General features: G+C 39.0%; 20 protein-coding genes and 2 pseudogenes. 6 read left to right on the top strand and 16 right to left on the bottom strand.

Translation table 11 applies throughout. The features are described 5' to 3' along the window. A pseudogene (locus BACFIN_RS23330) lies at window positions 1–369 on the bottom strand (protein-disulfide reductase DsbD family protein); the annotation flags it as partial. A gap of 17 nt (window positions 370–386) precedes the next feature. Next, the gene (locus tag BACFIN_RS08050) at window positions 387–686 is read right to left on the bottom strand and encodes a Dabb family protein (protein WP_007754429.1); all 300 of its coding nucleotides are present in this window, start codon (window positions 684–686) and stop codon (window positions 387–389) included. 100 nt (window positions 687–786) lie between these two features. On the opposite strand from BACFIN_RS08050, the gene udk reads away from it, so the two are divergent. Beyond that, window positions 787–1,398: a uridine kinase gene (udk, locus tag BACFIN_RS08055; protein ID WP_007754428.1), complete on the top strand. Its 612-nt coding sequence runs from the start codon at window positions 787–789 to the stop codon at window positions 1,396–1,398. Window positions 1,399–1,415: 17 nt separating this feature from the next. Continuing rightward, on the top strand, window positions 1,416–2,807 hold the full coding sequence (locus tag BACFIN_RS08060) for an MltF family protein (protein WP_007754426.1): 1,392 nt from the start codon (window positions 1,416–1,418) through the stop codon (window positions 2,805–2,807). A gap of 3 nt (window positions 2,808–2,810) precedes the next feature. On the opposite strand, the pseudogene BACFIN_RS20840 reads toward BACFIN_RS08060, so the two are convergent. The 7 genes and pseudogenes from BACFIN_RS20840 to BACFIN_RS08085 form a co-directional block, all read right to left on the bottom strand. Then, window positions 2,811–3,846 (bottom strand): annotated as a pseudogene (locus tag BACFIN_RS20840) (sodium:solute symporter family transporter). After that, window positions 3,843–3,968 (bottom strand): symporter small accessory protein, encoded by a 126-nt coding sequence (locus tag BACFIN_RS23610; protein ID WP_007754416.1) that lies wholly within the window; start codon window positions 3,966–3,968, stop codon window positions 3,843–3,845. The pseudogene BACFIN_RS20840 and the gene BACFIN_RS23610 overlap by 4 nt, the downstream one beginning before the upstream one ends. Before the next feature lie 112 nt (window positions 3,969–4,080). Beyond that, the gene (gene metH / locus BACFIN_RS08065; protein WP_007754413.1) at window positions 4,081–6,828 is read right to left on the bottom strand and encodes a methionine synthase; all 2,748 of its coding nucleotides are present in this window, start codon (window positions 6,826–6,828) and stop codon (window positions 4,081–4,083) included. Between the two features lie 13 nt (window positions 6,829–6,841). Beyond that, complete coding sequence (smpB, locus tag BACFIN_RS08070) at window positions 6,842–7,294, bottom strand: SsrA-binding protein (protein ID WP_007754410.1); 453 nt, start codon at window positions 7,292–7,294, stop codon at window positions 6,842–6,844. A gap of 10 nt (window positions 7,295–7,304) precedes the next feature. Next, window positions 7,305–7,850, bottom strand: a complete 546-nt coding sequence (locus BACFIN_RS08075) for a Yip1 family protein (RefSeq protein WP_007754408.1) — start codon at window positions 7,848–7,850, stop codon at window positions 7,305–7,307. A gap of 32 nt (window positions 7,851–7,882) precedes the next feature. Continuing rightward, window positions 7,883–8,671, bottom strand: coding sequence for a hypothetical protein (locus BACFIN_RS08080; protein ID WP_022276093.1), 789 nt, complete (start codon window positions 8,669–8,671; stop codon window positions 7,883–7,885). 82 nt (window positions 8,672–8,753) lie between these two features. Beyond that, a complete protein-coding gene (locus tag BACFIN_RS08085) occupies window positions 8,754–9,254 on the bottom strand; it encodes a DMP19 family protein (RefSeq protein WP_032839677.1) in 501 nt (166 codons plus the stop codon). 888 nt (window positions 9,255–10,142) lie between these two features. On the opposite strand from BACFIN_RS08085, the gene BACFIN_RS08090 reads away from it, so the two are divergent. After that, on the top strand, window positions 10,143–10,844 hold the full coding sequence (locus BACFIN_RS08090; RefSeq protein ID WP_007759112.1) for an iron-sulfur cluster assembly scaffold protein: 702 nt from the start codon (window positions 10,143–10,145) through the stop codon (window positions 10,842–10,844). Between the two features lie 19 nt (window positions 10,845–10,863). Continuing rightward, window positions 10,864–11,874, top strand: coding sequence for a GGGtGRT protein (locus BACFIN_RS08095; RefSeq protein WP_007754403.1), 1,011 nt, complete (start codon window positions 10,864–10,866; stop codon window positions 11,872–11,874). Window positions 11,875–12,236: 362 nt separating this feature from the next. On the opposite strand, the gene BACFIN_RS08100 is transcribed toward BACFIN_RS08095, so the two are convergent. The 4 genes from BACFIN_RS08100 to BACFIN_RS08120 all read right to left on the bottom strand — a co-directional run bounded on the left by BACFIN_RS08100 (window position 12,237) and on the right by BACFIN_RS08120 (window position 15,625). Continuing rightward, complete coding sequence (locus BACFIN_RS08100) at window positions 12,237–12,608, bottom strand: hypothetical protein (protein WP_007754401.1); 372 nt, start codon at window positions 12,606–12,608, stop codon at window positions 12,237–12,239. Window positions 12,609–12,688: 80 nt separating this feature from the next. Then, on the bottom strand, window positions 12,689–13,102 hold the full coding sequence (locus BACFIN_RS08105; protein WP_007754398.1) for a lipocalin family protein: 414 nt from the start codon (window positions 13,100–13,102) through the stop codon (window positions 12,689–12,691). A gap of 578 nt (window positions 13,103–13,680) precedes the next feature. Further along, complete coding sequence (locus BACFIN_RS08110) at window positions 13,681–14,316, bottom strand: recombinase family protein (protein WP_007754395.1); 636 nt, start codon at window positions 14,314–14,316, stop codon at window positions 13,681–13,683. Window positions 14,317–14,599: 283 nt separating this feature from the next. After that, entirely contained in the window at window positions 14,600–15,625 is a 1,026-nt protein-coding gene (locus BACFIN_RS08120) for a DUF3871 family protein (RefSeq protein WP_007754390.1), read from the bottom strand. 760 nt (window positions 15,626–16,385) lie between these two features. Here BACFIN_RS08120 and BACFIN_RS08125 point away from each other — a divergent pair. Together BACFIN_RS08125 and BACFIN_RS08130 are read left to right on the top strand one after the other, a co-directional pair. Next, window positions 16,386–16,631 (top strand): hypothetical protein, encoded by a 246-nt coding sequence (locus tag BACFIN_RS08125; protein WP_007754387.1) that lies wholly within the window; start codon window positions 16,386–16,388, stop codon window positions 16,629–16,631. 208 nt (window positions 16,632–16,839) lie between these two features. Then, on the top strand, window positions 16,840–17,658 hold the full coding sequence (locus BACFIN_RS08130; protein ID WP_007754384.1) for a helix-turn-helix domain-containing protein: 819 nt from the start codon (window positions 16,840–16,842) through the stop codon (window positions 17,656–17,658). A 152-nt stretch (window positions 17,659–17,810) separates the two neighbouring features. On the opposite strand, the gene BACFIN_RS08135 is transcribed toward BACFIN_RS08130, so the two are convergent. The 3 genes from BACFIN_RS08135 to BACFIN_RS08145 all read right to left on the bottom strand — a co-directional run bounded on the left by BACFIN_RS08135 (window position 17,811) and on the right by BACFIN_RS08145 (window position 20,333). Further along, window positions 17,811–19,616, bottom strand: coding sequence for a DEAD/DEAH box helicase family protein (locus BACFIN_RS08135; protein WP_007754381.1), 1,806 nt, complete (start codon window positions 19,614–19,616; stop codon window positions 17,811–17,813). Continuing rightward, window positions 19,600–19,776: a hypothetical protein gene (locus BACFIN_RS08140; RefSeq protein WP_007754371.1), complete on the bottom strand. Its 177-nt coding sequence runs from the start codon at window positions 19,774–19,776 to the stop codon at window positions 19,600–19,602. The genes BACFIN_RS08135 and BACFIN_RS08140 overlap by 17 nt, the downstream gene beginning before the upstream one ends. Before the next feature lie 68 nt (window positions 19,777–19,844). Continuing rightward, the gene (locus BACFIN_RS08145) at window positions 19,845–20,333 is read right to left on the bottom strand and encodes a hypothetical protein (protein WP_007754370.1); all 489 of its coding nucleotides are present in this window, start codon (window positions 20,331–20,333) and stop codon (window positions 19,845–19,847) included. Window positions 20,334–20,570 lie beyond the last annotated feature (237 nt).

The following is a 20,570-nucleotide window of genomic DNA, read 5'->3' as shown; positions in this document are numbered from 1 at the left end:
ATCTATCGCATAAGCCCCTCCTGTGAACTTCACCTTTTGGATAAACTTAGCCGTGTTCTCGAAATAGCGTACTTTCATCTCGAACAACTTGTCGAAAGTAGCTATCTCCTTACCTACCGGTTTCAACTTTCCTACCGGTTCAATCCCCGATTTGCTATCGACGTTGAATGTGGCGGAAATAGGTCCTCCGTCCCCAAGCTCAGTAGAATATACATGCCACCCCTTGTCAATGGTTGCAGTAAATACAATCTCCGCTTCCGTATCGGAAAGAGATTTCAACTCCGTTTTAAATTTCACAGGATCCTGTATCTGCGCTTGCAACACATAGACCACAAAGTTTAAAAGCAGAAAAGAAAATAGTTTTTTCATTCTTTTATTATTGGGGGTTATAACTCATAATCCACGCACGCACGGCTTTCCTTTGTTTCAGCCAGAATCTTACCGGCCGCAACATGTTCCGGATGCGTTGCATAGTATCTCACATCTTCTAAAGTATCAAACTCACTGTAAAGCGCGATGTTCCAAGTCTCACCCGGATTTATATTCAATCCGACCTCTACCTTACGGATTACAGAGATTTTAGCGGGAAGTGCTTCTATCGCTTCCTTAAATTTAGTCATGACTGCCAGCTTCTCTTCAGCGGGAACATCGTCTTTTAACTTAAATAATACAATGTGTTTTACCATTACCGTTGCTATTTTAATGAATTGTTTCTATATTTGTCTTCTATATACTGTATAAACAATGCAAATTTACTCCATTTAGTTTAAATATATACTTAAAGAGATGTTAATAATAGGCATAGCAGGCGGAACAGGTTCCGGAAAGACCACCGTTGTACGGAAAATCATAGAAAGTCTCCCCACAGGAGAAGTGGTGTTACTACCTCAGGACTCATACTACAAAGACAGCAGCCACGTCCCGGTGGAAGAACGTCAGAATATCAATTTCGACCATCCGGACGCTTTCGAATGGAGTTTGCTATCTAAGCATATCATGCTGTTGAAAGAAGGGAAAAGCATTGAACAGCCTACCTATTCTTATCTTACATGTACACGGCAGCCCGAAACGATTCACATCGAACCTCGCGAAGTGGTTATCATTGAGGGAATCCTTGCTTTATGTGATAAAAAATTGCGCAACATGATGGACCTTAAAATATTTGTAGACGCTGATCCTGACGAACGACTGATACGTGTTATCCAAAGAGACGTGATTGAACGCGGACGTACTGCCGAAGCGGTCATGGAACGTTATACACGGGTTCTGAAACCAATGCATCTACAATTCATCGAACCTTGCAAGCGTTATGCCGATCTTATTGTACCGGAAGGTGGAAACAATAAGGTAGCTATTGATATTCTGACAATGTATATCAAGAAGCACCTCAAGAATTAAAAATTGAAAATTAAAGAATGGGCGTTAGGACACTGATTATTCCTTTATTCCTTATATTATTCTGTTGCGTGTTCGGATGTAAGAACACGCGACCCAATCCTGTAAGCGAGAACGCATACGACCTCCCGCAGATAAAAGACAGCGGCGAACTGGTCGTATTGACACTATACAGTTCTACTTCCTACTTCATTTATCGGGGACAGGAAATGGGATTTCAATACGAACTTAGCGGTCAGTTTGCCAAAAGTCTGGGATTAAAACTTAGGATCGAAGTAGCTAACAGTGTCGATGAACTGATCCGGAAATTACTGGCAGGCGAAGGAGACATGATTGCCTACAATCTACCCGTAACAAAGGAATGGAAAGACAGCCTTATCTATTGCGGTGAGGATATCATCACCCATCAGGTTATTGTGCAACAGGGAAAAGGAAAACAAAAACCCTTGAAAGATGTAACGGAACTGATAGGGAAAGATATCTATGTAAAGCCCGGAAAGTATTACGACCGTCTTGTCAACCTGAACAACGAATTGGGAGGCGGCATTCAAATCCATAAGGTAACCAATGACAGTATCACTACCGAAGACCTGATCACACAAGTAGCACAAGGCAAGATTCCATACACGGTAGCCGACAACGATTTGGCCAAGCTTAATAAAACGTATTATCCCAACTTAAATATTGACTTGTCTATCAGTTTTGACCAACGTTCATCATGGGCTGTGAGAAAAGACTGTCCCGAGCTGGCGGCAGCAGCCACCAAATGGCATGAGGAAAATATGACCTCTCCTGCCTATACAGCCAGTATGAAACGCTACTTCGAGAATAGCAAAATGATGCCCCATTCTCCTATCCTTTCACTAAGAGAGGGGAAGATATCGCACTATGATGATTTATTCAAGAAGTACTCCAAAGATATCGGTTGGGATTGGCGTATGCTTGCTTCATTGGCTTACACGGAATCCAATTTCGATACCACAGCCGTGTCTTGGGCCGGAGCAAAAGGGCTGATGCAATTAATGCCCGCTACCGCACGGGCTATGGGAGTTCCGCCCGGAAAGGAACAGAATCCGGAAGAAAGCGTCAAAGCGGCAGTCAAATATATCGCAGCTACCGACCGTAGTCTCAGCATGATTCCCGATAAGCAGGAACGTCTCAGTTTTATCCTGGCTTCCTACAATGCCGGATTAGGACATATTTATGATGCGATGGCACTGGCCGAGAAATACGGTAAGAACAAACTGGTATGGAAAGACAATGTAGAAAACTTCATCTTGCTCAAGAGCAATGAAGAGTACTTCACCGACCCGATCTGTAAAAACGGATATTTTCGTGGCATAGAAACTTATAATTTTGTCCGTGACATCCTGTCGCGCTATGAATCCTACAAAAAGAAAATCAAAGCGTAATACTTATTTCTTATAGGTCATCATGCTGACTCCGATAATAGCCAACACAGACAGAGGCAACGCAAACAATATCGGATCTATGATCGAAAAAGGATAGGTGGAGATCAGCACATCCCTGCCAAACAGCGCCTTACAGATACCCAATACAGAAATAGGCGGGCAGGAAAGCAGCGGCACAGATTCCCATGAAGATAGAAGTGCCACGTGCTATGATGTCATGCGGAAGCATATAACAAATAATATAACTGACCAAGATAGAAAACAGTACCCCAAGACGAATAACGTTAGTCAACTTATCACGCGAACGGGGTTTGTACGTTCCATAAATATCGGAACCGACGGAAGCCCCCATCGTATGGAATTATGAACTGAGCGTAGACATACTCCGTTGCTACCGCACCCTCCGTCTTCAAAAAGAATAGATTGCTCAATGCGCCGGCATGATAGATAGCTCCTACGGTTATTATCAAGAAAAAACAACCGATGAACACCCCGCGATTCAACTGCTTGCTGCTCTCCACAGTCATAAAACGAACCACCAGCTGAGGTTGTGCAAGACAACCGATTCCCACTCCCAGAATAAGGGAAGTAACCAATGAATACCATTGCGGAGAACCGGTCACTGGCATTGCCCTCCAACCTTGATGTCCCAATACCCTGAACTTTTCCGGAACTAACGGAGCAATTGCCGTCAATTCCTTATTGGCTTCGGTAAAGTACTCACGTTCAGTTTTACCCCCATACGTCGGGTACGCAAACCTAAAAAGATAAAGGCAATGACAACTCCGATAAACATATTGAGGAAACACAGCCATTGGATTCCCATTCTGAAAGCAGCAGCCACTCCCCCGAAACCAACGATAGCGGACGCCGAAATGAAAGTAGCCCCATAGGAAAGTGCCATAACGATAGGATTCATCTGACGGGCACCTACCAGATAATCGCTGGCAGACGTCGTTTTCTTATATCCCAGAAAGCCTAAATAAGCGAGTGACAGCAGATAGGCTACCACAATCAGTCCAAGTATAAATGTATTCATCGTGTTTCGTCTTTTTCGTCGTCCTTATTCCAACATTCCAGCCCGAACCAGGCCGCAAACACCACGCATACCACTGAAAGCAGGTATGGCAAAATGATAAAAGGGTCGTCTATTCCAAACATTTACGTATTAGATATGAATTAATCAGAACGCAAATGTAAGGAATTTATCGAAAAGACAAAACTTTTGCTTACTAATACTGATTATAACGTATCTTTTTTCTTATACAGAATGCTAAAACAGATTCAGCCGGTTCTTCTGGGCCTCTTCCAATGAGACGGTTTCACGACGCAGCAAACCACTCTTTTCACGAAGCGCTCTATATTCCGTTTCCAACTCATTTACCAATTCGGCTTTCGCCTGTGGATTCAACAATCTGGCGGCAACGCCCGCATTCTGGGAAGCGTCTTTCAAATGCACTACCGGAGCATGATAGACAGGAGCTATTTTTAATGCCGTATGCATCTTCGACGTGGTGGCTCCACCAATCAAAAGAGGAATATCCAATCCCGCTTTCTCAAGTTCACCTGCCACATGAGCCATTTCTTCGAGAGACGGCGTAATCAGCCCACTCAATCCGATCATATCCACTTTCTCTTCAATAGCCCGCTGCACAATGGTTTCGGCTGTGACCATCACTCCTAAATCAACAATATCGTAACCGTTGCAAGCCATTACTACGGCAACGATATTCTTTCCAATATCATGCACGTCGCCTTTCACGGTTGCCAATAATATCTTTCCGGCAGAGGTCGTTCCCTCCGTCTTTTCCGATTCGATGATGGGTTGCAAGATGGCAACGGCTTTTTTCATGGTACGCGCAGTCTTTACAACCTGAGGAAGAAACATTTTACCCGCCCCGAAAAGTTCACCGACATAATTCATTCCATCCATCAACGGACCTTCAATCACATCGACCGCTTTATTATAGAGTGGCAAAGCCTCCGCCAAATCCTGTTCGAGATAATCACCGATACCTTTCATCAAAGCATACTTCAAACGTTCTTGAACAGAGTCCTCCCTCCATGCATCCTGCTTGACAGCTGTCTGTCCGGTTGTTCCGTTCATGGTCGCTTTCAAAGACTCCGCCAACTCAATAAGACGTTCGGCTGCATCCGGACGACGGTTCAACACGACATCCTCAATCTTCTCCAGTACGTCCGTCGGGATGTCGCTATACAGAACAGAGGTTCCCGGATTCACAATGCCCATATCCATTCCCAGCTGAATAGCATGATAAAGGAATACGGCGTGCATCGCTTCACGAATATAATTATTGCCGCGAAACGAGAAAGAAAGATTACTGACTCCCCCGCTGATATGGGCACCGGGAAGATTCCGTTTAATCCATCCGGTAGCTTCGATAAAATCTACCGCGTAATTATTGTGCTCTTCAATCCCTGTAGCTACGGCAAGCACGTTGGGGTCAAAGATAATATCATGCGGATTGAACCCCACCTTATCTACTAAAAGGTGGTAAGCACGTTGGCAAACTTCTATCTTACGGACGGCAGTATCCGCCTGTCCTTTCTCATCGAAAGCCATTACTACGGCAGCAGCGCCATACTGTTTGACAATCCGGGCATGTTCAAGAAAGACTTCTTCCCCTTCTTTCAAAGAAATAGAGTTGACAACCGATTTACCTTGAAGGCATTTCAATCCGGCTTCTATTACCTCCCACTTAGAAGAGTCGATCATCACCGGAACACGAGCTATTTCCGGTTCGGACATGATGAGATTCAGGAAAGTTGTCATTTCCGACTTTGCGTCTAACAGTCCGTCGTCCATATTCACATCAATCACCAAAGCTCCGTCCTCCACTTGTTGGCGGGCTATGGAAAGGGCCTCATCATATTTCTTCTCATTAATGAGCCGGAGGAATTTGCGTGAGCCTGCCACGTTACAACGCTCGCCGACGTTCACAAAATTGATTTCCGGTTTCACTTCCAGCAGTTCAAGTCCGGAGAGCCACATACATTCCGGCTTGGCAACAGGAATATGGGGTTTCGCACCTTCCACCAAAGCCGGATACTCGGCTATGTAAGCATCGGTTGTTCCACAACAGCCCCCGATAATATTGACCAATCCTTCGTGAATATATTCTTTCACCTCATGGGCCATGTCCGCAGGAGTCTGATCATATTTGCCCAGACTATTCGGCAGACCGGCATTCGGATAAGCACTTATATAGTAAGGTGCACGTGCCGCCAATTGTTCCAGAAAAGGTTTCAGCTGGCGGGCACCGAACGAACAGTTCAAACCGACGGAAAAGATGTCGGCATGTTGAACGGAAGCAAGAAACGCATCCAACGTCTGTCCGGATAAGGTTCTTCCACCGATATCGGATACGGTCACCGACAACATAACGGGTACTTTGACACCTGTTGTTTTCATTGCTTGTCCGGCAGCAAAAATAGCCGCTTTAGCATTCAACGTATCAAATATGGTTTCAATCAGGATAGCGTCTACTCCCCCCTCAAGCATAGCCTCCATCTGTTGCTGATAGGATGCAGCCAATTCGTCATAGCTTAAAGCGCGATAAGCCGGATTGTTGACATCCGGACTCATGGAACAGGTTTTATTCGTAGGTCCGACAGAGCCCGCTACAAAACGCGGTTTTTCGGGATTCTTCGCTGTATACTCGTCGGCTAGTTCGCGGGCAAGTTTTACTGCGGCAAGGTTCATTTCACGCACGTATTCCTCCACGTGATAATCAGCCATAGAAACAGTGGTCGAACTGAATGTATTCGTTTCGATGATATCCGCACCGGCTTCAAGATATTTACGGTGAATATCCTGAATCACATCCGGGCGTGTCAGACACAACAGGTCATTGTTTCCTTTCAATTGTCCGGGAATATGAGCAAACCGCTCACCACGAAAATCTTCTTCCTTGAGGTTATATTGTTGAATCATTGTACCCATTGCTCCATCTAGGATAAGGATGCGTTCGGATACAATCTGAGAAATTGTCTTTTTCATTTATCCTATCATGTCATCGTTTGAACATTCTTGCCATATCCCTGCGGTCGTCTTTCTCTTTGATCGATTCTCGTTTATCGTATTCTTTCTTACCCTTCGCCAAGGCAACTACGAGTTTCGCCAACCCTTTCTCATTGATAAACAAACGCACAGGAACAATCGTAAAGCCGGGATTCTTCATTTCCCTTTGGAGTTTTTCCAATTCTTTTTTGTTAAGCAACAACTTCCTCTCTCTACGTGCCGTATGATTATTATACGAACCGTAGAAGTACTCGGCAATATGCATATTCTTCACCCATAATTCGCCTTTCGCAAAATAACAAAACGTATCTACCAGGCTTGCCTTTCCCAAACGAATGGATTTGATTTCCGTACCTGTCAACACAATACCTGCCGTATAGGTATCTATCAGTTCGTAATCAAACGTAGCCCGTTTATTTTTTATATTTACAGAGGGTTGTTTCATCTTCACACATTTAATTAAGTATGGCTGTCAGTTTATTGAAAACAATCTGAATCACCGTCGGACATAGTATTAACAACGCAGATGAGAAAAGGGTGTATCTCAATCGCAATTTTTCTTCTACGCCCATCAATGCGGGAACTCCTTCCCATACCACATATACGATGTAGAATTGCAGCAGCCAAGCAATAATTCTAAAATCAGGTAATAGTCCGGTTACAATCTGGAGCAGGAATGGTACAACAAGCGCATATCCTGCAAACTGTTGCGCCAATGGTATATCACTATGCATACCAAACATTCGCGTCCCCATCTCATTTATGGCGTATGCTGCCAGAAAATAGCCTCCGAACAGGGCTACCGCTACGGCACAACAATTGGTCATAGCTATCTGGAAACTTTGCGGACCTCCCCATCCATTGGTCAGTAACGAACCAATGAATACGGACAGACCGCATAAACCAATCATAGGATAAACAAAAGCCATATATACTTTTCGCCTATCCTCTTCCATAGAAATTTCCTCCCAAGCCTTAGCCGGAGAGGAAATCAATTTCATTGCTATGCTAAATAGTTCTTTGTAGTTCAATGTTATTCAGTAGTATAAGTTACCTCGTTCGTACCATCTATCGCCCCTTCCAAAGAGCCGCCAGTAGATGTATTAAGTTTCGTCTTTATTTTTATAGTAGTAGGTACTGTTCCCGATTTTTCACTAAAAGCTGTTATAGCTGCAGTCAAATCGTACACTTTATAGCCTTCCGCCCACCTGTCACGAGTAACTTTCTCACCTTCTGCGTCACTAATTTTATGATTAAGTGTCAATTCAAATGTTTTCGCACCACTTGCTATGTTAGTAACATCATACGTTAAAACAAAAGAGTGCTTATTCAATTCTTCTTTTTGCTTATCAGTATTTTCTTCTACTTTTACCCAATAACCAAAGGGAACCAGCAATTTTTTATTATAAAGTAAAAAAGAAGATGGAAATAAAGATGTACCCAAAGAATACAATGCTGCATCAGCCTCGTAATCCGCAGAGTTTGCCACCGGTCCCTCGTCATCATCAGCATCAATTGCTACCGGAGCACTTCCTTGATAGAGTGTCACAGTTATTGAAGCTGCAGAAACAGATTGTTCCTCTGTATTAAATTGATAATAAAACATATACGTTTTCCCATACTTTAAGTCAAGCAAGGTCGCATCTTTTACAACTAATTTCTGATTGTTTGAGACTGCGAAAGTAGCAGGATATGTACTAACACATTCAGCTACAGCCAACCCTGTATAAACTGGATTATTTTCTCCATTCATACAAGAAGTCACCGACACACTCATCACCACAGCCATCAAAGCTACCAATAAAAATTTCATCTGTTTCATAAACATATTTTTTAGATTTTGCAAAGATATAAATTCTGATTCACACTTACTAAATGCAAAGACTTAAAAAATACTGCATTCATCATTTTATTATTTTTGCAAAAAGGTCTAAATGGTCATCCACATAACTTGCGACCAATGCCGTAACCTGTTCCTCCATCTCCAAATAAGCCTCTTCCAACTCATCAAAAGCCTCATACTGCTCGTACATAGCCATAAATTCATCATCCGTCCGTTCCTTCTCCAGATCTTTTCGGTTGACATCATATATTTTTTTTGCTTTATAGACCAATTTCGACAACTCATCCGCTCCCCATGAACGCATTACTTTAGCAAACGGATTATCAAAAATATATCCGCCATAGCCATTCTGAATCAACTGACAAAATCCGCCAACCATTATCTCGTCACGAAAAATCTGATAAGCGAGTAAAGAATGTTGTTCCCCCGTTAACAAAGGCATAGTTTCGGCAGTCAGTTCACCACCAATCACCTCCTTATATTTATCGGTAAACACTTGGATGAATTCATCCATTCCCTCACCCGCAGCTTTTTGCAAAGCGGACTCCATTACTTCTATCATAGTTCTTTCCAAATAAATGATGTGCAAAGCTACGAATTTCATCCTATATCCAAGTACGAAAAACATAAATAAATTTGCAGCCCTACGAATTATAAGCTAATATCTACATAAGGTTTTAAAACGCCAGTTTTATTGTCATTTGTCATTTTCACGAGTTAATCAACTGATAATAAGAAAGATAAAAATGACAATAGACACTGACAATAGGATGATAATAAAGTGACAAACGAACTATATTATCACTTTCAACGTTCGCCACATCAAACTATCATATTGAGAATCAATCAATTCAGTAAAAAGTCATCTTTTATCCGTTTATTCTAAGAATTGCACTTTTCTCCACCAAAACTTCAATTTCGGCTCACAAATGATCATACTTAGACCATTTAACAAATATATCCTGCTATTCTCTTCCGAAAATCGACACGTTCATCACCTTTATTTATTACCAGATAAGTCTCACTCCAGCATAGACAAAGTTGCTTTCAACTGATAATTAATTTACTTCGATTGCATACAAACTATAAATGAAAGTTCCGTTTATAAAAACAAAGGCTTTGATTATACAAATGAAGATTGCGTTTATAAAAACGAAGCCTTCGTTTACAGTTTAGCAGTAGTCTAAAGCAACTTAGAGATTAAGTGAAAAGAACTTTACGATAAGAAGAAAACAAGTTTACCCTTAATAGACAATGTCAATAATAGCAGTAGTTCGGCAAATGCAATCCCGACTTTACAAACTGAGAAAAACATAAAGGGATTTATCTCTTTTCACAAAAAAGTAATAAAAGGCGGTTTGCAGAAACAAATAAATCGACTACCTTTGTGGGCGATTTAGAGAATCGTGACTACGTATTTTTAATTATATCACTTAAAAAAGAGCTAATTATGACTTATTCACACGAAGTGGAACACATGTGTGTTGTAAAGAAGGGTCCTAATCACGGACCGGCTCCCATACCCGAAGAAGGCAAATGGGTAAAATCTAAAGAAATCGTTGATATTTCAGGTTTGACACACGGTATCGGTTGGTGCGCTCCTCAACAAGGTGCTTGTAAACTGACACTGAACGTTAAAGAAGGTATTATCCAGGAAGCTTTGGTTGAGACTATCGGATGTTCCGGTATGACTCACTCTGCTGCTATGGCTGCTGAAATCCTTCCGGGAAAAACAATCCTTGAAGCATTGAACACCGACCTTGTTTGCGACGCTATCAACACTGCTATGCGCGAACTGTTCCTGCAAATCGTTTACGGACGTACCCAATCAGCTTTCTCTGAAGGTGGTTTGATCATCGGTGCAGGTCTAGAAGACTTGGGTAAAGGTCTGCGTAGCCAGGTAGGTACTCTTTATGGTACTTTGGCTAAAGGTCCTCGTTACCTCGAAATGGCAGAAGGTTATATCAAACAAATCTTCTTGGACAAGAACGACGAAATCTGCGGATACGAATTCGTACACATGGGTAAGTTCATGGACGAAATCAAGAAAGGTACCGATGCGAACGAAGCTTTGAAAAAAGTTACAGGAACTTATGGACGCGTAACAGCAGAACAGGGTGCAGTTAAATCTATTGATCCACGTCACGAATAATATAAGGAGGAAAGAAACTATGATTAGAGAAGTAAAATTCGAAAGCCAAGACCGTCGTATGAAAGGCATTATCGAAGCCTTGAACGCTAACGGCATCAAAGATATCGAAGAAGCTAACGCAATCTGCGAAGCTGCCGGACTTGATCCTTATAAAACGTGTGAAGAAACTCAGCCTATCTGTTTTGAAAATGCAAAATGGGCTTATGTAGTAGGTACTGCTATCGCTCTTAAGAAGAACTGCACAAATGCTGCTGAAGCTGCTGAAGCTATCGGTATCGGTCTGCAAGCATTCTGTATTCCGGGTTCTGTAGCTGACGACCGTAAGGTTGGTATCGGTCATGGTAATCTGGCTGCCATGTTGCTGCGCGAAGAAACTAAATGTTTCGCTTTCCTGGCAGGTCACGAATCTTTCGCTGCTGCTGAAGGTGCTATCAAAATCGCTGCAAAAGCAGACAAAGTACGTAAAGAACCGTTGCGTTGCATCCTGAACGGTCTTGGAAAAGACGCTGCTCAGATCATCTCTCGTATCAACGGCTTTACTTATGTTCAAACTCAATTCGATTACTTTACAGGTGAACTGAAAGTTGTTCGCGAAATCGCTTACTCTGACGGTCCTCGTGCAAAAGTGAAATGCTATGGTGCTGATGATGTTCGCGAAGGTGTAGCTATCATGTGGAAAGAAGGTGTAGACGTATCTATCACAGGTAACTCTACTAACCCGACTCGCTTCCAACACCCGGTTGCTGGTACTTACAAGAAAGAACGTGTTCTTGCAGGCAAACCTTATTTCTCAGTTGCTTCCGGTGGTGGTACAGGCCGTACTCTTCACCCGGATAACATGGCTGCCGGACCAGCTTCATACGGCATGACTGATACGATGGGTCGTATGCACTCTGATGCACAGTTCGCTGGTTCTTCATCAGTTCCTGCTCACGTAGAAATGATGGGATTCCTAGGAATTGGTAACAACCCGATGGTAGGATGTACAGTAGCTTGTGCGGTTGACGTAGCTCAGGCTTTGAGCAAGTAATTATCTGATATACAGATTATATATGAAGAGCTTTCTTTTTCGGAAGGCTCTTCTTTTTTATATAACTATACTCTATCCTGTTCCCTACTCATTTGTACCTACCTCCTATTCTATCATCGTCCAACCAACTGTGACGGTATCGTATGTTATACTCTATAAGTTCTCTATAAATCGTCACATTCTTAGTAATTCTGTGACGTATCTGTGACGGACTTTTTATACCGTCACAAGAAATCAATAGTCTATAAACTACTAATTATCAACGCTGTTTTTAATTAACCACTCCTCATATTCACACCTCCTATTATTTTTCTGTGACCGTTTTAAATTTTATATACCTCCCTCCTTGAAGTAGCTATAATTTAGTTCTTACTTGTATAAAAAGTATCTTTTGTGCAAACGTACTGTCCCTCCTTGGTTTCTTTATATTGAATCCAAAGTTTCTTAACAATATCATTACAAGGGTCAACGACTTCTACCCAAACATTATATTTCATATCAACAGCTACTGAAGTAGTATAATTTATAATCTTATACTTCTTTTTTTGAATTGTTCCATTATTAAAACAAGCAACTTCTTTCTGTTTAACTCTTTCCAATGCAAGATTAATGACTTCTTGTGGAACTTTAGGAGTAAAATCTAAAACCGTTTTCTTTTGTGAAGATTGTGCCATTACTTCACTAACCATAAAAGAAAAAAGGCAAATAAATAAATAAATAATATTTTTCATCATACATTATTTGTTATTATCATCTTAGAATATTGTAAGCATAATGCCAATCTATAAGACTAGCACTATGCTGTTAATCCCAATTATTGTTTTATGTATGTTATTACCTCTCCTTCACCTTCTTCATCTATATCATCAATGAAAACTAATTTGGAGTTTGTCAGTTCTTTAACGTGCATAGAATAAATATCTATATTTCCGTCGCTATCTTCTTCCCAAATAAAAGTGAAAACTTTACTATTCTCATCATAAGTATATTTGAAGTTATCTACTTCTTCTTTAGGAATATAACCATCAGCATAAATCGCACTTGAAGTTGATGAACCTGTACCGTCTGCATTAATAGTCATTACCTCCTTATATTGCACAGAGCCCCCATCCTCTATATTTACCCAAGTACCCACTAACAGATTTTCATCATCATCATCGCTACAAGAAGTAAAACCTGCACATAAAGCAATAACCAATAAAGTCGCAAAAAATCTAAATGTTTTCATATTCTGTAAATAATCTTTTTGTTAATAATTTAATTTGTAGTATAAGCTGCTCAAAAATTGAGTTGGCTACTTAAAAGATAGTAGCAAAAGTTGTTTCTTAATGTCTGATTCGTAGTTATATATCGTTTTATCTACCCTGTCCCCTTTGGATAGTATTATACAATGAGAAAAGCGTGGGAACTTGAATATCACAGTTCAGAGGTATCGCCAAACACCCACAACTCAATGATAAACAAGCCCACGCCAAACGATATATAGACTATCTTAACAAGATAGGTATATAACATTGACGTGAGCGTTCTTGCTTATCACCTTGAGTTGTTCATTAAATTGGCGATTTTCTGAACAAGGTAATATCTTAAACGCTCTTCGTTAACTAATATGTCCTTTCAGACCTAACACATTAGGCATCTGAAATTGCCACAAAGTTACGAAAAGCGTTTGTAATAGCAAGAACTATTGTTTATTAAAAGTTGAGAGCTATCCCTTCTTTATAAATCCATGGTAGTGGAAAAATTCAAGACCACCCATATAAAAACTAAATCTCTGAATTTTTCCACCCCACCGATATTTTATGATTATGGCTTTATAAACTGATTTTTGATCCGTTGAACGGTGGAAATACCAATACTTTGTAGCTTAGCTATATTTCTGATTGAATAGCCTTTTCTTAGTAAAGCAATGACTTCTTTATATTCCTCTTTTTTCTTATCATCCGTTTTGGTTGAACCTGTCTTTCTGCCAAGTTTACCACCTTTGGCAATATAATTTGCCCTACCACTATTCAAACGGTATTGGATATTGCTTCTTTCGATATTTGCCATTTCTGCAAGTACTGTCACCATGATAGAAGCTATTGGATTAACTTCCCCATTTGGTTGCAAAGTATATAAGCCCAAGTTCTGTATGTAAACCGATACTTTCGATTCATGCAATATATCTAAAGAGCGAAGAACCTGTAATGTACTTCTTCCTAGTCTTGACAATTCAGACAAAAGTAGAATATTCACAGATTCACGTTTACAGTATTCTAAACATTCCCCTAAAATCTGTCTTTCCTCTATTTTCTTTGCACCTGAAATATGCTCCTGGAATATATTCACTATTTCTATATCCTGTGAAATAGCATATTTCTTTAAATCCTCTATTTGTCTGCTCGTGTCCTGTCTGTCATTACTTGACGAAACACGAGCGTATATTACGGCTGTTTTCATTTTATTCTTTGATTAAATTGATAACATGAAAGAATGTGTTCAAACCACCTTTACAGATTTATTTGAACACATTCCTGTTTTGAACACTAACGAGGTTTATTCGCTTCCTCAATATCCCATAAGCCAACTAAAAGAATAAGTAGGATTAACGGAACACAACCTGTTATAAAAGACAATACCACCCAAAAGAGCCAAACAAGTATCTTATAATAAAACATGATTTTTTGTTTTACGTAGTTAATAAAATAGGAGAATACCCATTTCTGAATATTCCCCTGTTTAATCAATCAATAAACCACTTATATTTAGTGTCTCCATGCAAAGCGGCATTAATTCCAACAGCCATTTCAGTAGCGTTTAAAGAGCGGTCTAAGAATGAATCAATATATGAACTCTTATTTGCTCCAGTGAGCAAATTATAAAATTTCCACATATTCAAGTCATTTCCAAAGCTGCCAAAGTTCTCATCATTAATGTAGGCTTTTGCAACACTGTTTATTTGTGTGTCAGTAAGTAACATTCTTGGCAGTCTCTTTTGGTAGCCACTGGGTAAACACTGATAAAGTCTCATTTTACCCAATATTTGGCAGAATTGATGTTGGCTCATGGATGTATTGCCTAACTGTTGCATCAAATACAGATGTTTGGCAGGATTGTAGTTGTTGAACAGTTCCAAAGCAGAACGGTAAAGTTCACTTGTATTGCTCACTCTTAAATCATCCTTGTAACCGTCTGTAAAGATGCACATATTGCAACAAACTTGGTTTTTAAAGCCAATAGCCAACCTAAATAGTTCTGGAACTTTCTTTGAATACAGATTCATTTGATTATAGGCTCTAACCCCTACTATTGAAAGGTTCAACTTGTTACCCTCAACCGTTTCATAGATTGTAGGAATGTCAATGCTGAAAGCTGCCCTCTCATAGTAGATTGTTTTGTCTGATTCCAATAACTGATTGGCTGGCTTATGTATCGCTTCCGGAATACGACCCTTAATCACATGACTAACACGAATATCGGGCTTATCAATGCTTTCACCACTGAAAAAAGTATTTGCAGCGTCATAAACAGTATCAATAAATGCAGGGTGAGGAATTGTAAGCTCATTGTCTTTGGCAAATACAGGTGTAATACAATCTTCTTTCAAATGTTGCATTGTTACCTCTAGCGTATTAGCTTCCAAGAAATGAGGATTTTCTTTTTTAACTTTTGGTTGTTCTTCGATTATTGTTGCTTCTTCTGCATATTCACCAAAGTTACTTTCTCTTCTTACCTGTGGCACATTGCCAATAATTTGTAGATTTCTCATAACAAATAAAATTTTAAATGATTTATAAATTGATTACGTGGAGAATAGATATTTCACTTTTCTTCCAACTACCCTAGGGGGACGTTAGAGCTACTCTGCTCATTCGTACGTAACTTTCAATTCAGTAAATCATAGGAGAAGTAAGCTGATATATATTTAAGATCCTATTTTTATAGGTAGGGGGGATTATATATAAGTACCTGTACTTTATTGCACGCATATCTTTCTACTCTCCATAAATGGAACTACTTTAGACCATTACAGAATGTGGCATAAACATACAACCAATGTTTGAAGAATGAGTATCATTCATTTTTTAGCTTCCCCAATTATTCGTAAATTTGTGTATCCCATGAAGGAAGGATTACCGTATTGCATCGAGGGCTTATTATCTCCATTTCCCAATTACTATCAATGTGGTAAATTCATTTCTTCGCAGTCTTTCATAGATAAAGCCATGTTTGATAGATTTTATTGCAGTCGCCTATATACTAGTATTAGACGACCTTTTTCATTTTTGTAGTATAACCATAAAAAGTAGGGCAATTTGACGTCTGCCCTACCGCTTGTGGTTATGAAAATTTCTTCTTATTACCTACCATGTCAGAAGTATATACCTATCAAGAATTACGTGAATTAGCCTTGAAACACGGAATCAGAGATAATAAAGTCCATATCGGTGTATGGTTACAGACACAAGGCTATCAGAAACAAAGAATACAGATTAACCACATTAGAAAAACATTTTATTTAAAATCCCATGATTGAGACAAGAATCCCAATAGCACCTGACACAAGTACCACCCTTACGGATGAAATAACAGAGCACATTGTTAATCGCAAGGTAACAATCAAAATAGACAGAGATTATTTAAAAAAGAAGTATGCAGAACTATACGAACAACTGGCAAAAGTTGCAGAAAAATATCCTTATACTCCGAAAAAACAACTTGTAAAAAAACAGGGGCACGCTCATGTAAAAAAACAGGGTGGACTATACTACTAACCATTGGAAAATAACTAATAAGCATTGCCTTCTTTCAGAAGTCAAAAGCACATTCTAAATCTTATTTTTTTCATGTATGTAAATCAACTAACCAATGAAACTTATATAGACAGAAAGGAAGCCAAAATAAGTCTCGGAACTTCCAATTTCAACAGATTATTAAAAAAGAAGATTATTTATTTTATCAACGGACAACCATTTGCCAACTATGGGATACAGAATAATACCGGCAAGCCTAGCCATAGGGCTTACAACAAATGAAGCATATACTTATTTTTGTTTATTAGCGAAATCTGATTACAACACTTACATTTCACACGTAAAGCTTGAAACGCTATCCCAATTGACAGGAATAAGCAAGACCGAATATATATCCAAGCATATCGAGAAACTAATAAAGAAAGGGTTACTACGGAAAGATACACAACAGAACATTGGTAACAAAGGCGTGTTCAATACCTGTACGTATTATCTATACAAACCGCAAATTGACTGGATTAGAATTGACTTGGATTTATTGGAAGAAAACATTCCTAACAAACTCAAAGCTTTCCTCATCTTATTAAAATGTATCTGCCTAAACAACACCAATTACACAGGATACAACAAAAGTGAAATCTGCAAGAAACTAAATATATCCCGACCGACCTTAGATTCTTATCTCAATCAGTGTATCGACAAAGAACTGATAAAAGAAGAACAAAACGGATACACACTTACAAACACACATTTATTCAAAATAGATATTGTCAAAGGAAAGGATGATGACGAAGTTTATACAAAGGTATATATACCAATGGCTGATTTTTTCGCATCACAAAACATTACAATACCACCATATAATAAAAAAATAGTAGGAAAAATCATCGACCATTATAGCGCATTACCATTTTTAGCAGCAGCACTAAAAAAACGAAAAATACCGGAAGGAACTGTTTGTACTTGGAAGTATTTAGCTAAAGTCTTGAAGGTAAATATTGTGGAAAAACCTCGTCCCATACCACCAAAGGTTACTCTTATCATGTAAAAATCAACCTTTACAAAAAAGGAGATTCGCTCCGTGATGAGTGAATCTCCTTTTTGCTACTAAGTTATTCTTTTAGTCGATTATTTCAAAGTAAGGGACATTTTTCGAACAGGGTCTATAAAAGTGTTTTTCTTCAAAAAATGTCCTTCGCATTATAATATTTCCTCAATCAGCAAATAACATCTTTCACCTCTGACTTTGCATTCGGACACCATAAAAAAATCGCTTATAGTCTTACTTGTTATGGCTTTAGGGGGATGTATATTCAATAGAGCATAAATTCTCTTTATTTCTTCTTTGGTATATTTACGAGTGTATTTTTGACCAACAGTAAATGAGTTCTTTATTAAGCGGATTACCTCTGTTCCGGTTGCCTTCTCACTGTATTGCTTCTGTATCATGGCTTCCGTGATTTTCTTTTTGGAATATTTGAGTTGTTCAATCACTTCTTTACCTACCATATCATAAGCTTCAACAATAAATGAATCAGCCGCAATCAAATCCCGCTTGTATTCCAGCTCCATTTCAGTAACACAATCTCCCAACATCTCCAACTGGCGGACTATCTCCTTACGCTTGTCTTTAATGGATTGAGATTTATTTTCCCTCTTTAGCCGCTCGCTATCCCCCAATGGACAATAGTGTCCCGCATGATAAACAATAAAAGAATCACAATTATCGTATGCTTTATATAGAGAATCTTCATCATGGAAATAATTTTTCATCAATTCCTCATCCATGTAATTGTCTATTGCAAACCAATTTTTGTTCCCGTTCCTATCAAGCATCCTATTGAAAGGAAGACTTTCCAATGCAGCACGATAAGCATCACGGGAAGCCCTGTCTGTTGCACAATCATAAAAGTTCTTCATAGTTCGGTATATTTCTTTGCTGCAAATAAGATAACCTTTTATCTCCTCTTTGCTTCTTTGGGGCAATCCTTTTTTGGTATTACTTATATAGGTAATTGACGAAACTCCATTTCTGAATCGTCCTACTATCTGAATTGCGTCCGTATATGGATCTATCATAGTATGTTCCGCAAAATAGACATCGGTCAGCATTATAACATGAGGTTGCTCTTCCAACTCCATATCCACAGCATTGAAAAAGCGGCTTGTGAAAAAGTTGTACCGCTTCATTTTATCCTTGTTCCACTGTTCGTAAACATTACAAAATCTGTTCTTTTTTAGTTTATCAACACTTTTCGGAGCACAAAAAACAGCAGATTCTTCCAACAGGTCTAGTTGCTTCATCAATGAATATATAATATCGGTTGAATTGATAAACACACAAATCGGAAGTGGTGCAGCTTCCTCATTGTTTAGCTTGGATAGCACATTTTTAAATGCTTGCAGCGTATTATTCGTATGATGAAGCCAAATCTCCTTTTTATAATCAAAAGTCGGTTGTATTTCTATCGTCTGAAAGTTCTGCTCCTTAAATCGAGGGTCATTCAATTCTATCGGTGTGGCAGAAACCAGTGCTTTTTTGTCAAACTTAAAGAAATCATCTATCGGTAGTGTTATGTCACTCCGGTAATCCGCATCCTTCACTAGCTTATGACATTCATCAAACAGAAGAAAACAAGAACAATGCACACTCATTTCCAGTTCTTCAAATGCGTCCTTTACTTTCTGGAAACTTTCGGGAGTAGTAAGTATCTTATAATACTTATTCTTACTCTTCTCCAAATATTTTACGATATCGTCAGTATATACACCTTCATATACTCCGAACAGATTATCATCTTTATGTTTAGGGTCATTACATTTACCGATAATAACAGGAACATTCGGCTCAATGATAATCGAGTTACGTTTTGCGGTGATTTCTCCATAGGTAGCACCAAGTCCGGTCAACTTCTTATAAAGAATTGTATTCGTGGGAATTTCGGGAAGAACTTCGGTAAGGTATTGCACCCTACCGAGTTCATTAAGATTAATTTCTATTGTCATCTTCCTCATTAACGTCTATCACATCCATTCCTTCATTCTCGTACTCTTCCTGCTTGATTGCATCAAAATCGGGTGCATCTTGCAACAAATTTCCAGGAGTTTTAGCTTCATTAATGAACTGGGACAATTCTTCTACTGGTTTTACATTTAACTTTTTCATAATCTTAAATTTTAATAGATTTATAAATATGAGGGAAGGAATTGCACCTTCCCCCGTTAATAATTCAATTATGCTATCAATTCTTTTTCCAATAAATAATCATATAACTCTTCTGTCCTTTCCAACCGGAAGAAAATCTTTCCTTTTCTGAAAAAAGCACTGGCAGTAATTTTCGCTCCATACTCACGAAACGTAGGAACAAATTGTAATGCTTTTCCCGCTAAAATCAGTTGCTTAAAAATTGATAGTTGAAAATCCTTATCTTCTCCTTCACCATAAGCCGTAACACTATTAGGATTAAAACCAAAATCTTCCGCTTCTCCTGTTTCCAAATAAGTACGTAACCAACTTAATCCTTCTTGATTCAATATCAAACAGAAACCTTGAATCTTTTTGGATTCAATCCAAGCGCATGGATAGTTATCCTTGTTAGTGTAAAACTTAACATTCAATTGCTCACCTCTTTTCATCATTGCCTTTACAGTTTGCATTGCACCTTCATTATCATAAGACTTAACTACTTTCTTTTCTACAAATTCCAAATTCATAATCTTCATTTTTTTTTAAATTTAAACATTAATGAATCTCAAACGAGGTGCGCACCTTTGTTTTTGATTACGCTGCAAAACTACGGAGAAATAGAAGCGTATGAAATGAAGAAAAAAACATAAAGAAATCCCTTTTTTATTGCTTAATTCTTTATGTAATCACAAATATCATAAATCACAATATATCAATAAATTATGTATATTTACACAATAATCATCAATTTAATAAAGGCTATCATTTTTTAT

The organism is Bacteroides finegoldii DSM 17565, from assembly GCF_000156195.1.
Classification (GTDB): domain Bacteria; phylum Bacteroidota; class Bacteroidia; order Bacteroidales; family Bacteroidaceae; genus Bacteroides; species Bacteroides finegoldii.
This window is presented reverse-complemented; position numbering and strand designations above follow the sequence as displayed.